The organism is Mycobacterium sp. NTMscope_Eco_3 (assembly GCF_976985685.1).
The window spans coordinates 948,133-961,620 of sequence record NZ_CDRJYZ010000001.1; the positions used below are offsets into that span (position 1 = coordinate 948,133).

The window sequence follows — 13,488 nt, forward strand, 5'->3', positions numbered from 1 at the left end:
TGTCCTACGCGGCCGGATTCCTACCCCGTGTTCCGGCACTTCGAATTGGTCGCTTCCCGGGCCTGCTTCGCTACCCAAAATACGCCGTCGAACAGCCCGGATCAACGGTTTTTCGGGTCCGGCGACGAGATCGGCGGCCGGTCGCCTTCAGCTCCCGGCGAACGCCTGTTCCGTTTCAAGTGCAACGGTGTAATCATGTAATCATGAAAGCTCATCACGCACACGGGCGGCGCTACGGCCGCCCCGGGGGCTGGCAGCAAGCCCAGCAACCCGACGCCGGCGACGCCGCGGAATGGTTCGCCGGACGTCTACCGGAGAAGTGGTTCGACGGCGACCCCACGGTGATCGTCGACCGCGAAGAGATCACCGTCATCGGAAAGCTCGCGGACACGGCGAGCGCCGAAGGTGGGGAGAGCGAGGCCCGCGCGGCCGGGCGGGCGTCACGATTCCGCGAGGAAACGCGCTCCGAACGGATGCATATCGCCGACGAAGCCCAGGATCGCTACGGACGCAAGGTTTCCTGGGGCGTCGACGTCGCCTCCGCATCCGGCACGGAACGAATCCTGTTCACCCACATCGCAGTACCCGTCATGACCCGGCTGAAGCAACCAGAACGTCAGGTGCTCGACACGTTGGTCGATGCCGGCGTCGCACGGTCCCGCGCCGACGCGCTGGCGTGGTCGGTGAAGCTGGTCGGTGAACATGCCGAGGAGTGGCTGGCCAAATTGCGCGACGCGATGACGGCGGTCGACGACCTGCGCGCGCAGGGCCCCGATCTGCAGTCATAGCAATCCCACAGCGCCCCAACGGCATTGGCGCGCAACCGCGTGCTACTCGTTGTCGATCCTGGCGACGATCTTGTCCGCGATCTGGCCGCCTTGATCGCTGATGTGGTACCCGCACGCATTGATATCGACGATCACGTTGTTGGCCACGCTCAGCGCGCGCTGACACTCCCAGCCGTCGGCGCCTTCCTGGGTGTCCATCAGCGTGATCTTCGGCGGACCGCCTTGCACCTGAGCGAACGTCCACCGGTATGTCTTGCTCTTGTTCGTGACGGTGACCGTCTTGCCCGCGCAGCCCTTCCACTTCTCCGCCGAGTTCTCCAGGAAGCTCTTGGCCTTGTCGGCGGACGGGAACAGCACGACCGCTTGGTTGAGCCAGTGGTCGTAGTTGTCGCCCGGCTCCGAGGACACCAGTCCGCTCACCGAGGTGTAGCCGGTGCCCGCGTACACCGGATCCTGGGTCGTGTAGAGCGCGCCCTGGCAGTCGGGCGTCGACACCGTCACCGACGAACTGTCCGTTGACGTAATGGGTTTGCCCGGCTGCATCGTCGACGAGCCCATCACGGCGTTGATGTCGGACGGGCTGAGCAGCAGGGCGCTGAGACGGTCGGCCGCCAGCGGGGCGGCAGGTGGCGGTTCCGGATCGGGCCGCACGGCGAGCCAGATGCCCAACCCGCTCCCGAGGAGAACAAACACCACGGCAACGGCCACTATGACGGGCCAGACGTTGCGGCGCGGCCTGGGTGGGGGCGGACCCCAGGGAGCCGCGTTGGCGAACTGCGGAGGAGGGGCGCCCCAATTGGCGCTGCCGCCTTGGTAATACGGCGCCCCGAGTGGCGACGGCGGCGGGGTATTGAAAGCGGGCTGGTACGGCGGGGGAGGCGGTACCGGCGGCGCCGGAGCGGTGTTCTGCCGGGCATCGGCGTTGCCGGCCGTGGGCAGTGCGGCTTCCTGGCTGCGACGCAAAATGGTGGCCGCGCGGTCTCGATCGGGATTGCTCAGCGCCTGCTTGGCGGCCAGCGCGAGGTCACCCGCGCTCGCGTAACGGTCCTCGGGCTTTTTCGCCATGCCGCGCGCGATCACCGCATCGAAGGCCCTGGGAATATCCGGGCGCTGCCGGCTGGGCGCGGGAATGGGGTCCCTCATGTGGGCGGAGACCAGCACGCCGGCGCTGTCGGCCCGATACGGCGGGGACCCGGTCAGGCATTCGAACAACACACACGCCAGCGCGTAGATATCGGCACGGTAGGTGACCTCAGCATCGGAAAACCGTTCGGGCGCCATGTATTTCCAGGTCCCGACCGCGGTGCCGAGCTGGGTGAGTTTTTCGTCGGTGGTCGCGCTGGCGATGCCGAAGTCGACGAGGTAGGCGAAGTCGTCGCTGGTGACCAGGATGTTTTGCGGTTTGACGTCGCGGTGCATGACACCGGCGGCGTGCGCGGCATCGAGAGCGGCGGCGATCTGTGTGATGATGGCGACCGCGCGTGGCGGGGCCAGCGGGCCGAAGCGTTTGAGCACGCTGTCCAGGTCGGTGCCCTCGACCAGGCGCATCTCCAAAAAGATCTGGCCGTCGATTTCACCGTAGTCGTGCACGGGCACCACGTGGGGTTCCTGCAAACGGCCGGCGGTGCGGGCCTCACGTTTCATCCGCTCGCGAAAGACGGGGTCTCTGCTGAAGCTTTCCGAGAGAAGTTTGACCGCCACGGTCCACTCCTTGACGGTGTGTTCGGCCTCGTAGACCTCACCCATCCCACCGCGGCCCAGCAGCCGTTTCAGGTGGTAGGGGCCGAACATCGACCCCGCCCGTGAGGCCTGCTCGTCGCTCATTCCTCATCCTTCCAACCCGACCCCGCACCCGCCGGTCCCATGACGATGTCTGCGGGCGGACGCACGATCGTGACCCATGACCGAGCAATCATGACGGTAAGCGCCCACCCGCCCCGGCGCACGATAACGGCGACAATCGCCGGGCACGCCCGCGCGGCAGGGCGCCCGCACTTCCTAGGCCTCGTTTTGGCCGTTACCGGCTATCTGGAAGGTGAATTCGTGGTCGCAGATGCGGATACGGTCACCATTCTGCAGGCTGGCGGCTGCGACGATTCGCCGGTTCTGCACGTGCACCCCGTTCGAGGACCGCAGGTCGTTGATCATGTAGCTGCTTCCTGTGTCGACGATGACGGCGTGGTGCCGGCTGACTTCAGGGGAGTCGAGGACGATGTCGTTGCCGCCAAGGCGCCCAATCGTTGTCGACGCGTGGAGCGGATACCGGCGCCCGGACGCGTCGTGCAGATGCGCGACCGCCTTCCGGTCGGATGCCACGGTGTATTGCTCGAGCACGGTGATCGTGGCCGCCGCGGTCGTCATGGCGTTCTTCTTGGCGTCCAGCGGTTCCTGGCGCAGGATCCGGTCGTTGAGGGTGCGCAAGTTTTGGCCGGGGTCGATCCCGAGGTCATCGGCGAGCGATCTCTGCACGCGGCGGTAGGCCGCCAGCGCGTCGGACTGGCGGTCGGTGAGGTAGTAGGCCGTCATCAACTGAGCCCACAGCCGCTCGCGGTACGGGTGTTCCCGGGTCAGCGCTTCCAGTTCGGTGATGACGGTAAATGCTCGCCCGCAAGCTATTTCGGCCTCGGCCTTCGCCGTGTGGGCCAGGATCTTCTCCTCGACGAGGGAGGTGGCGAACGCGTCGACGAACCGAAAGTCCGCCAGGTCCTCGAGCACCGGGCCGCGCCATTGGGCCAGCGCGGCCGATAGGTGCTGACTGGCGTGTTCGAACCGGCCGGAGGCCGCCGCGTGCACCCCGGCGGCGTTCTCGGCGATGAACCGGCCGAGATCGCATGCGTCTTTGGGGACATTGAGCCGATAACCCGGCGGCGCGGCGACCAACACCGCGCGCGGGTCGACCCCGGCGCCGGCTAGCAGCTTGCGCAGGTTGGACACGTAGGAGTGGATGCTGGCTCGCGCCCCCGACGGCGGCGACTCGTCCCACAGGGCGGTGATCAACCGGTCGACGCCGACCGGGTTGTTGCGGTTCATCAGCAGCATGGCCAGCACCGCCCGCTGCTTGGGCGTGCCCAACGGAATTAGGACGCCGTCGACGCTGCACTCCAACGGTCCGAGTAGCCGGAAGTCGAGACGTTTGTCGGTCATCGCGCCTACCAGCCTTTCGCGTTCGCGGCGCGGGGGGCGGTTGTCATGCCCGGGTCATCGCGTAGTAGGCGCCGTGGCGGGCCAGCAGTTCGGCGTGGTTGCCTTGTTCGACGATCCGGCCGGCCTCGACCACCAGGATCCGGTCGGCGTCGCGGATCGTCGAAAGACGATGCGCGATAATGAAACTCGTCCGATCTCGGCGCAGTTCGCACATCGCGTGCTGGATGTGGGCCTCGGTGCGGGTGTCGACCGAGCTGGTCGCCTCGTCCAGGATCAGCAGCTGCGGGCGGGCGAGGAATGCGCGCGCGATGGTGATGAGTTGTTTTTCGCCGGCGCTGATGTTGGCGCCGTCGCCGCTGACCCGGGTTTGGTAGCCGCGCGGCAACGACCGCACGAACCGGTCGACGTAGGCCGCTTCGGCGGCCGCCACCACCTCGTCGTCGCCCGCCTCGGGGCGCCCGTAGGCGATGTTCTCCGCGATGGTGCCGTCGAAGAGCCAGGTGTCCTGCAGCACCATGCCGATCCGCGACCGCAGCGAACGCCGGTCCAATGTGGTGATGTCCACCCCGTCGATGAGGATCTGGCCGGAGTCGACGTCATAGAACCGCATCAACAGGTTCACCAGCGTGGTCTTGCCGGCCCCGGTCGGTCCGACGATCGCTACCGTGCTACCGGGCTCGGCCACCAGCGACAGGTCGTCAATCACCGGGGCGCCGGGGCGATAGGCGAAGCTGACGTGCGCGAATTCGACGCGCCCGCCAGACCGCGGGGCGCCGTCGGTGGGCGGCGGGGGCCCGGCGGGCTCGGGATCCTGCGATTCTTCGGGTTCGTCGAGCAGGGCGAAGACGCGTTCGGCGCTGGCCACCCCGGACTGCAGGGTGTTGTACATCCCGGCCAGTTGGCTCAGGGGCGAATTGAACTGCCGCACATATTGAATGAAAGCCTGGATGTTGCCCAGGGTGATGTGGCCGGTGGCCACCTGCAGGCCCCCCACCACGGCGACGGCGACGTAGCCGAGGTTGCCGATGAACGTCGTCGCGGGCGCCACCAGCCCGGAGAAGAACTGGGCGCCGAAACTGCTCCGGTAGACGTCGTCGTTGAGGGCGCGGAACTGCTCCCGGGCCGCGGCCTGGTGGCCGAACGTCTTCACCACCGTGAACCCGCTGTAGGTTTCCTCGATGTGGGCGTTGAGGCGCCCGATGCTCGTCCACTGGGTGAGGAACAGGCGCTGCGAACGTTGGGCGATCGCCCGCGTCGCCAGCAGCGACAGCGGCACCGTCAGCACCGTGATCCCCACCAGCAGTGGCGAAATGGACAGCATCATCGCCAGCACCGCCACCACGGTGAGCACCGATGTCAGCAGCTGGCTGACCGTCATCGACAGTGACGATTGGACGTTGTCGATGTCGTTGGTGACCCGGCTGAGCAGCTCGCCGCGCTGGCGTCCGTCGAAGTACGACAACGGCAATCGGTGGATCTTGTCCTCGACATCGGAGCGCAGCGCCACCATGGTGCGCTGCACGGTGAGGTTGAGCAGCCGGGCTTGCGCCCAAATCAACACCGAGGCAACGAGATAGAGGGCCAGCGCCAGCGTCAGGGTCCGCGCGACCGCCCCGAAGTCCATGCCGTGGCCCGGCACCACGTTCATCCCGGACAGCAAGTCGGCGAAGGTGTCCTCGCCTCGGCCGCGCGCGGCGGAGACGGCTTGTGCCTTGCTGATCCCGGCGGGAAGCTGCCGCCCGATGACGCCGTTGAACAGCAGATCGGTGGCATGGCCGAGGATCCGTGGAACGATCACGCCGATCGCGGTGCCCGCGATGCCCAGCGTAATCACCCCGATGCTCAGCCCGCGTTGTGGCGCAAGTTGTTTCACCAACCGGGCGGCCGAACCCCAGAAATCGCGGGACGCCCCGGCCGGCGCCGCGCCGCGGGTCGCGGTGTTGGTCATTGCGCGCCCCCGACTTGCCCTGATGGCAGGGCGCCCACCGCTTGCGAGTCGGCGAATTCCGCGTAGGTGGGGCACTCGGTGAGCAGCGACTCATGCGTGCCGGCGCCCACCAGTCTTCCGCCGTCGACGACGAGCACCTGGTCGGCCTGGGCGGCAGTCGAAACCCGTTGAGTGACAACGATGACGGTGGCTTCACCCGATAGGTGTTCGAGGGCGGCGCGCACTCGGGCATCGGTGTGCACATCGAGGGCGCCGAAGGAGTCGTCGAACAGATAGATGGTGGGGCGGCGGATGACCGCGCGGGCGATGGCGAGTCGTTGCCGCTGCCCGCCCGAAAAGTTGATGCCGCCCTGGGCCACCCGCATGTGCAGCCCGTCATGGTGTGCGCGCACGAACCCGTCGGCGTCGGCCACCCGCAACGCTTCCCACATGTCCTCGTCGGTGATGTCCTGCCCCGGGGCGGCGCCGTACCGCAGGTTGTCGGCGACCGTCCCGGAAAAGAGGTAGCCGCGCTGGGGGACCAGACCGATCGCCGACCACAGCCGCTCGGTGTGGTAATCGCGGACGTCGATGCCGTCGATCAGGACAGCTCCGCCGGTCACGTCGTAGAGCCGGCAGATCAGGGAGATCAGCGTCGACTTGCCCGAGCCCGTGCCGCCGACGATCGCGGTGGTGGTTCCGGGCCGGGCGCAAAACGAGATACCTTGCAGCACGGGGCGATCGGCGCCCGGGTAGGTGAATGTGGCGCCATCGAGGCGGACCACGCCGGTGATGCCGCCCGGGGGAGATGTTGGGCTCGGTGGGTCGGTGACGGCGGGACGGGTGGAGAGCACCTCGGTGATCCGCTCGGCGCATACCGACGCTCGCGGCAGCACCACCAGCGTCATCGTCGCCATCAACACGGCCATCAGGATCTGGGTGAAGTACGCCAAAAATGCGGTCAACGAGCCGACCTGCATTTGGCCGCGATCGATGCGCAGCCCGCCGAACCAGATCAGCGCGACGCTGGACACGTTGATGGTCAGCGTGGTCACCGGCAGCATCAACGCCTGCCAGTTGCCCGCCGTCAGTGCGGTATTCGACAGCGCGGTGTTGGCCCGCGCGAAGCGGTCACGCTCAAAACCTTCCCGCGCGAACGCCCGGACCACCCGGACGCCGGCCAGCTGGTCCCGCATCACCCTGTTGATGCCGTCGATCAGGCCCTGCATCCTGCGGAACAGGGGCAGCATGTGCGACATCACCCAGTAGTTGGCCACCGCCATGATCGGCACGCTGACCAGCAACAGCCACGTCAGCGCCGCCTCCTGGTGGATGGCCATGACGATTCCGCCGAGGCACATGATCGGGGCCGTCACCAGCACGGTGCCCGTAATCTGGACCAGGTACTGGATTTGCCGCACGTCGTTGGTGCTGCGTGTCAGCAATGTCGGCGCGCCGAATCGGGCGCTCTCACGCTCGGAAAAGGTGACGACGTGTTCGAACATCGCCGCGCGCAGATCGCGACCGAAGCCCATCCCGGTCCGGGAGCCGAAATAGGTCGCCCCGACCGAACACAACACCTGCAACCCGGTGGCCCCGAGCATCACGATGCCGAGCCTGACGATCGTGGCGGTGTCGCCCTTGGCCACACCCTCGTCGATGATGGCGGCGTTGACGGTCGGCAGGTACAGCGACGCGAGGTTGCTGATCAGCTGCAGCACCATCAGCACCGCGACCAGCCGGCGGTACGGCTGGATGTACTGGCGCAGCAGTGCCAGGAGCATGGGGTAACTGTCGCACACCGGCGGCCCGGCCGTCCGCGCCAACCGCCGACGGCCAACGCCCGCACGGCACGGGTTGGCGGCGTTGAAATTCCTGCTCAGGCGCGTCGGTGGTTGACCCGCTGGGCTGCCGCTACAGTGCATCGTGTGGACCAGCAGCGGGCGGAACGGAAGCAGGGTAGCGGTGCGGCGTAATGCGAGGGCGCTGGCTTTTGTCGCGTCAGCATTGACGATCCTGATTCCCGCGGTTGCAGCCTGCTCCGATTCCGGCGGCAACAAACCCGGAGCGACGGCGTCGTCGACGCCGCAGAAGGGGCAAGGCAACCACGGGCCGATGTTCCCGCAATGCGGCGGCATCAGCGACCAGACGGTGGCCGAGCTCACCAGGGTGACCGGACTGATCAATACCGCCCGCAACTCCGTCGGGTGCCAGTGGCTCGCCGGCGGCGGCATCCTCGGGCCGCACTTCTCCTTCTCCTGGTATCGCGGCAGCCCGATCGGACGCGAACGCAAGACCGAGGAGCTTTCACGTGCCAGCGTCGACGACATCAACATCAACGGCCACGGCGGTTTCATCGCCGTCGGGAACGAGCCGAACCTGGGTGACTCGCTGTGCGAAGTAGGCATCCAGTTCCAGGACGACTTCATCGAGTGGTCGATCAGTTTCAGTCAGAAGCCGTTCCCGCCGCCGTGCGATATCGCGAAAGAGCTGGCTCGGCAGTCGATTGCGAACTCGAAATGACGGCCCCGATGCGCGCCGTGGCGGCCGTCTTCATGGTTGCGCTGCTGGTGTTGACGGGCTGCTCCAGGTCGGTCGGGGGCAACGCGGTCAAGGCGGGCGGCAACGTGCCCCGCAACAACAACTCCCAGCAGCAGTACCCGAACCTGCTCAAGGAATGTGAGGTGTTGACCAGCGACATTCTGGCCAAGACGGTCGGGGCGGACCCGCTCGACATCCAGAGCACGTTCGTCGGCGCGATCTGCCGGTGGCAGGCGGCCAACCCGGGCGGCCTGATCGATATCACCCGGTTCTGGTTCGAGCAGGGCAGCCTGAGCAATGAGCGCAAGGTCGCGGAGTTCTTGAAGTACAAGATCGAGTCGCGGCCGATCGCCGGGATCGACTCGATTGTGATGCGTCCCGACGACGCCAACGGCGCGTGCGGGGTGGCCAGTGACGCGGCCGGTGTGGTCGGCTGGTGGATCAACCCGCAGGCGCCGGGCATCGACGCGTGCGGGCAGGCCATTAAGCTCATGGAGCTGACGCTGGCCACCAACTCCTAGCTCTCCGCGCCGCTCGTAGCCATTTCACCCCGCCGAACGTCGATATCGTGTTTCGAGCTCAACAAGTCCACGTTCGGCGCAGCGGTGGGCGCTTAGCGCGGAACGACGAAGTCGACCAGGGACGCACCCCCGAGTTCGAGCTCGTTCCACGCGCACGGCACCGCAAGGACAGCGATCGCCGACGTCGGGAACTTGGCCGAAATGCGTTGGGCCGCAGCGGCGTCGGTGCCGCCGGCACGGCCCAGCCCCAGGGCGAGGGTCGACATCGTCGGCTCGTGTCCGATGACGAGCAGCGTGCGGATGCGGTCGTCCACCGCGTTGATCTCGTCGATGATCGTGCCCGGGGTGCTGGCATAGAGGCGCTCGCTGTATCGCACGGGCGCATCGATGCGGGTGTTCCGCAGCGTCTCGCGGGTCCGCGTCGCCGTGGAGCACAGCACTTCGTCAATGGTGGGCGCGTGGGCGCGCAGCCAGTCTCCGGCGAGCCCGGCCTGCCTGATGCCGCGGGGCGCCAACGGCCGATCGTGGTCGGCGACCCCGGCCGGATACTCGGACTTCGCATGCCGCATCAACAGCAAGGTGCGCTCGGCAGTCACGAACAATCAGATTAGTCAGAGCGGCAGCCCGGCCGGCCATGCCCTGCGCGCCGGTATTTGGCCAGTGCCAAGACCTGCCGATCGAGGTCCCGCGTCTTGTCGGTGCGCAGACCTAAACTCGCGATGCCCCGGTAAACACGCAGTTCGAAAGGGGGTCGCCCGCATGCGATTCCTGCATACCGCCGACTGGCAACTGGGCATGACCCGGCACTTCCTCGCCGGCGACGCCCAGCCACGCTATTCGGCGGCCCGCCGCGACGCGGTTGCCGGTCTGGGTGCGCTCGCCGCGGAAGTAGGCGCCGAGTTCGTCGTCGTGTCGGGCGACGTCTTCGAGCACAACCAGCTTCCGCCGAAGGTGATCGGTCAGTCCCTGGAAGCCATGCGCGCCATCGGAATTCCGGTCTATCTGCTTCCGGGCAACCACGATCCCCTGGACGCCTCATCGGTGTACACCAGCGCGCTGTTCACCGCCGAGCGTCCGGACAACGTCGTGGTGCTCGACCGTGCCGGCGTCCATCAGGTGCGTCCCGGGCTGGAGATCGTCGCCGCGCCGTGGCGGTCGAAGGTGCCGACCACCGACCTCGTGGCCGACGTTCTCGACGGCCTGCCCGCGGCCGCGGGCACCCGAATCCTCGTCGCGCACGGCGGAGTCGACGTCCTGGACCCCGACAAGGACAAGCCCTCGCTGATCCGGCTCGCCACGCTCGACGAAGCGCTGTCCCGCGGCGCGGTGCACTACGTGGCGCTGGGGGATAAGCACTCACTGACCCAGGTCGGCAGCAGCGACCGGGTGTGGTACTCCGGCGCGCCGGAAGTCACCAACTTCGACGATGTGGAATCCAAGCCCGGCCACGTGCTGGTGGTGGAGATCGATGAGGCCGACCCGGGGCGCGCGGTCTCCGTGACCGCGCGGCACGTCGGATGCTGGCGCTTCGTCACGATGCACCGGCAGGTCGACACCAGCCGCGACATCGCCGACCTCGACGTGAACCTGGACCTGATGACCGACAAGGACCGAACCGTGGTGCGCCTGGCGCTCACCGGCTCGCTGACGGTCACCGACCGTGCGGCGCTGGACGCCTGCCTGGACAAATACGCGCGGCTGTTCGCGTGGCTGGGCCTGTGGGAACGGCACACCGATCTGGCGGTGATCCCGGCCGACGGCGAATTCAGCGACCTCGGCATCGGGGGATTCGCCGCCGCGGCGGTCGAGGAATTGGTGGCCACGGCCCGCGAGGAGGATTCCGCCGCCGCCGTCGACGCGCAGGCGGCGCTGGCGTTGCTGCTGCGCCTCACCGATCGGGGCGCCGCGTGAAGCTGCACCGGTTGATCCTGACGAACTACCGCGGCATCTCGCACCGGGAAATCGAATTCCCCGACCACGGCGTCGTGGTGGTGTGCGGCGCCAACGAGATCGGCAAGTCGTCGATGATCGAGGCCCTGGATCTGCTGCTGGAGTCCCGGGATCGCTCGACGAAGAAGGAAGTCAAGCAGGTCAAGCCCACTCACAGCGACGTGGGATCCGAGGTGTCTGCCGAGATCAGCTGTGGCCCCTACCGTTTCGTCTATCGCAAGCGGTTTCACAAGAAATGCGAAACGGAGCTGACGGTCATCTCGCCGTGCCGCGAACAACTGACCGGCGACGAAGCCCACGAACGGGTCCGGGCGATGCTGGCCGAGACGGTGGACAGCGACCTGTGGCATGCCCAGCGCGTGCTGCAGTCGGCGTCGACGACCGCGGTGGATTTGTCCGGGTGCGACGCGCTGTCGCGCGCGCTCGATGTCGCCGCCGGTGACAGCGGCGGCCTCTGCGGCACCGAGCCGTTGCTGATCGAGCGAATCGACACCGAATATGCACGGTATTTCACGCCGACCGGGCGTCCGACGGGGCAGTGGGCCGCCGCGATTGCCCGGCTGGCCGATGCGGAGGCCGCGGTCGCCGAGTGCGCGGCCGCCGTCGCCGAGGTCGATGACCGCGTGTCTCGTCACGCCGTCTTGACCGAGCAGGTGGCCGACTTCTCCCAGCGGCGCATCGCCGCCGGCCCGCGAGTCGCGGCCGCGCAGGAAGCGGCCGACAAGATCGCGGAGCTCACCGCGCAGCGGCGCGAAGCCCAGTTGATGGCCGCCGCGGCGGAAGCCACCAGCGCGGCGGCGGGCGCCGCCCACGCCGGACGCTTGCAGCTGCTCGCCGAAATCGACACCCGCGCTGGCACTGTCGCCGAAACGGAAGCCCACGCGCACCAAGCCGCGGCCGCGCACTCGGCGGCGCGTGCGGAGGCGGAGGCGTGCGACGCCACGCTCCAGCGGGCCACCCAGGTGCTGGCCGACCTGCAGTGCCGGGTCGACGCTGCACGGCGCGCCGTCGACCGGCTCGCCGACCGCGAGGAGGCCGACCGGTTGAGCGCCCGGCTGGCCAGGGTCGATGCCATCGAGCGGGATCGTGAGCGAATCTGCGCCGAGCTCAGCACGATCGCCGTCACCGAGGAAGTGCTGCGCCGAATCGAGGACGCCGCCGCCGCGGTCGATCGCATCGGCGACCAGTTGGCGTCGACGTCGGCGGCGGTCGAATTCACCGCCTCCGCCGACATTCACCTCGTGGTCGGCGGCGAACGGATCACCTTGGCGGCGGGGCAAAGCTGGTCGACCACCGCCGCCGGGCCCACCGTCGTCGAGTTCCCCGATGTCCTGACCGCCCGGGTCACCCCGGGCGCCACCACGCTGGATATTCACGCGAAACACGCCGCGGCACAACAAGAAATGACCACGGCGCTGGCAGCGGGCGAGGTGGCCGATCTCGCCGCCGCGCGCTCGGCCGACCGGCGACGCCGCGAGCTGCAAAGCACCCGCGATCAGCTCAGCGCCACCCTGGCCGGTTTGTGCGGCGACGAAGTGATCGAGGAGATGCGCTCGCGCCTGGCGCAGCTTCGCGCCGAACACCCGGCCGAACCGGAGCCGGGCGTCACGGACATCGGCGCTGCCCGCGCCGAACTCGACGCGGCCCGACAGGGTCACGCGGCCGCATCGAGCGACTGCGAGGCTCGCCGTCAGGCCGCCACCACCGCCGCCGCGGCACTGGCCGAATTATCAACCCGGACAAGCGTTCTGCAGAACACGTTGGAAGCCCAACGCGCCGAGCTCCAGGCGGCCGCGGCCCGGCTGGACACCGAACGCGCCTCGGTCAGCGACGAGGAACTGGCGGCATCGGCGGACTCGGCGTTGCGGGCCCGGCAGGCCGCCGAACAACGGCTCGGCGAGCTCGACGCCGCCTTGGCCGCCGCGTCCCCCGAAGCGGTAGCCGCCGAATTGGCCGAGGCCACAAAGGAAGCCGAGTCGTTGCAGGAGCGCTACGAAGAAGCCGCCCGCGCGTTGCGCGAGATCACCATCGAACTCTCGGTGTTCGGCAGCGAGGGGCGCCAGGGCAAGCTGGACGCCGCGGAAACGGAACGCGAGCACGCCGCCACGGAGCACAGGCAGATCGGCGGGCGGGCCCGGGCCGCGCAACTGCTGCGCTCGGTCATGACGCGCCACCGCGACACCACCCGGCGACGCTACGTCGAGCCCTATCGCGCGGAGCTGCAGCGGCTCGGCCGTCCCGTGTTCGGCCCCAGCTTCGAGGTCGACATCGACAGCGACCTGTGCATCCGTAGCCGCACGCTCAACGGCATCACGGTGCCCTACGAATCCTTGTCCGGCGGCGCCAAGGAGCAACTCGGCATCCTGGCCCGGCTGGCCGGCGCCGCCCTGGTCGCCAAGGAGGACGCCGTCCCGGTGGTCGTCGACGACGCACTGGGTTTCACCGACCCCGACCGGCTGGCCAAGATGGGGCAGTTGTTCGACAGCGTCGGCACTCACGGCCAGGTGATCGTGCTGACCTGCAGTCCCGACCGGTACGACGGTGTCCGGGGCGCACACCGCATCGACCTCAGCGCCTAACCCAGGCGGCTGACCTCAACCGATACGGCCGGCGTGAC

Annotated in this window: 10 protein-coding genes; 5 read left to right on the forward strand and 5 right to left on the reverse strand. The window is 68.1% G+C overall.

Going from position 1 to position 13,488, the window contains the following annotated elements; all coding sequences use genetic code 11:
- Nucleotides 1–203 precede the first annotated feature (203 nt).
- Complete coding sequence (locus AC0KTM_RS04525) at nt 204–788, forward strand: hypothetical protein (RefSeq protein WP_238958095.1); 585 nt, start codon at nt 204–206, stop codon at nt 786–788.
- Between the two features lie 42 nt (nt 789–830).
- On the opposite strand, the gene AC0KTM_RS04530 is transcribed toward AC0KTM_RS04525, so the two are convergent.
- The 4 genes from AC0KTM_RS04530 to AC0KTM_RS04545 form a co-directional block, all read right to left on the reverse strand.
- Nucleotides 831–2,612 carry a serine/threonine-protein kinase PknH/PknJ gene (locus AC0KTM_RS04530; protein ID WP_238958094.1) on the reverse strand — a complete coding sequence of 594 codons (1,782 nt, stop codon included), beginning with the start codon at nt 2,610–2,612 and terminating at the stop codon, nt 831–833.
- A gap of 174 nt (nt 2,613–2,786) precedes the next feature.
- Nucleotides 2,787–3,932 carry a BTAD domain-containing putative transcriptional regulator gene (locus tag AC0KTM_RS04535; RefSeq protein WP_374109655.1) on the reverse strand — a complete coding sequence of 382 codons (1,146 nt, stop codon included), beginning with the start codon at nt 3,930–3,932 and terminating at the stop codon, nt 2,787–2,789.
- 43 nt (nt 3,933–3,975) lie between these two features.
- Nucleotides 3,976–5,880: an ABC transporter ATP-binding protein gene (locus tag AC0KTM_RS04540; RefSeq protein WP_472415057.1), complete on the reverse strand. Its 1,905-nt coding sequence runs from the start codon at nt 5,878–5,880 to the stop codon at nt 3,976–3,978.
- Nucleotides 5,877–7,643, reverse strand: coding sequence for an ABC transporter ATP-binding protein (locus AC0KTM_RS04545; protein ID WP_238958092.1), 1,767 nt, complete (start codon nt 7,641–7,643; stop codon nt 5,877–5,879). The genes AC0KTM_RS04540 and AC0KTM_RS04545 overlap by 4 nt, the downstream gene beginning before the upstream one ends.
- Nucleotides 7,644–7,824: 181 nt before the next feature.
- On the opposite strand from AC0KTM_RS04545, the gene AC0KTM_RS04550 reads away from it, so the two are divergent.
- Both AC0KTM_RS04550 and AC0KTM_RS04555 read left to right on the forward strand, forming a co-directional pair.
- A complete protein-coding gene (locus AC0KTM_RS04550; RefSeq protein WP_225326745.1) occupies nt 7,825–8,382 on the forward strand; it encodes a DUF3558 domain-containing protein in 558 nt (185 codons plus the stop codon).
- Between the two features lie 8 nt (nt 8,383–8,390).
- Nucleotides 8,391–8,921, forward strand: coding sequence for a DUF3558 domain-containing protein (locus AC0KTM_RS04555; protein ID WP_225326744.1), 531 nt, complete (start codon nt 8,391–8,393; stop codon nt 8,919–8,921).
- A gap of 92 nt (nt 8,922–9,013) precedes the next feature.
- On the opposite strand, the gene AC0KTM_RS04560 is transcribed toward AC0KTM_RS04555, so the two are convergent.
- Entirely contained in the window at nt 9,014–9,517 is a 504-nt protein-coding gene (locus AC0KTM_RS04560; RefSeq protein WP_472415059.1) for a SixA phosphatase family protein, read from the reverse strand.
- Nucleotides 9,518–9,680: 163 nt separating this feature from the next.
- Between AC0KTM_RS04560 and AC0KTM_RS04565 the strand changes: the two genes are divergently transcribed.
- Both AC0KTM_RS04565 and AC0KTM_RS04570 read left to right on the forward strand, forming a co-directional pair.
- Nucleotides 9,681–10,832 carry a metallophosphoesterase family protein gene (locus tag AC0KTM_RS04565; protein ID WP_472415061.1) on the forward strand — a complete coding sequence of 384 codons (1,152 nt, stop codon included), beginning with the start codon at nt 9,681–9,683 and terminating at the stop codon, nt 10,830–10,832.
- Nucleotides 10,829–13,450 carry an AAA family ATPase gene (locus AC0KTM_RS04570; protein WP_472415062.1) on the forward strand — a complete coding sequence of 874 codons (2,622 nt, stop codon included), beginning with the start codon at nt 10,829–10,831 and terminating at the stop codon, nt 13,448–13,450. Before AC0KTM_RS04565 ends, AC0KTM_RS04570 begins: the two co-directional genes overlap by 4 nt.
- Nucleotides 13,451–13,488 lie beyond the last annotated feature (38 nt).

What these genes read in the sequence shown, in the direction of transcription:
- AC0KTM_RS04530 (WP_238958094.1), bottom strand. Translation starts at nt 2,612, where the DNA reads ATGAGCGACGAGCAGGCCTCACGGGCGGGGTCGATGTTCGGCCCCTAC.
- AC0KTM_RS04525 (WP_238958095.1), top strand. Translation starts at nt 204, where the DNA reads ATGAAAGCTCATCACGCACACGGGCGGCGCTACGGCCGCCCCGGGGGC.
- AC0KTM_RS04545 (WP_238958092.1), bottom strand. Translation starts at nt 7,643, where the DNA reads ATGCTCCTGGCACTGCTGCGCCAGTACATCCAGCCGTACCGCCGGCTG.
- AC0KTM_RS04535 (WP_374109655.1), bottom strand. Translation starts at nt 3,932, where the DNA reads ATGACCGACAAACGTCTCGACTTCCGGCTACTCGGACCGTTGGAGTGC.
- AC0KTM_RS04565 (WP_472415061.1), top strand. Translation starts at nt 9,681, where the DNA reads ATGCGATTCCTGCATACCGCCGACTGGCAACTGGGCATGACCCGGCAC.
- AC0KTM_RS04555 (WP_225326744.1), top strand. Translation starts at nt 8,391, where the DNA reads ATGCGCGCCGTGGCGGCCGTCTTCATGGTTGCGCTGCTGGTGTTGACG.
- AC0KTM_RS04540 (WP_472415057.1), bottom strand. Translation starts at nt 5,880, where the DNA reads ATGACCAACACCGCGACCCGCGGCGCGGCGCCGGCCGGGGCGTCCCGC.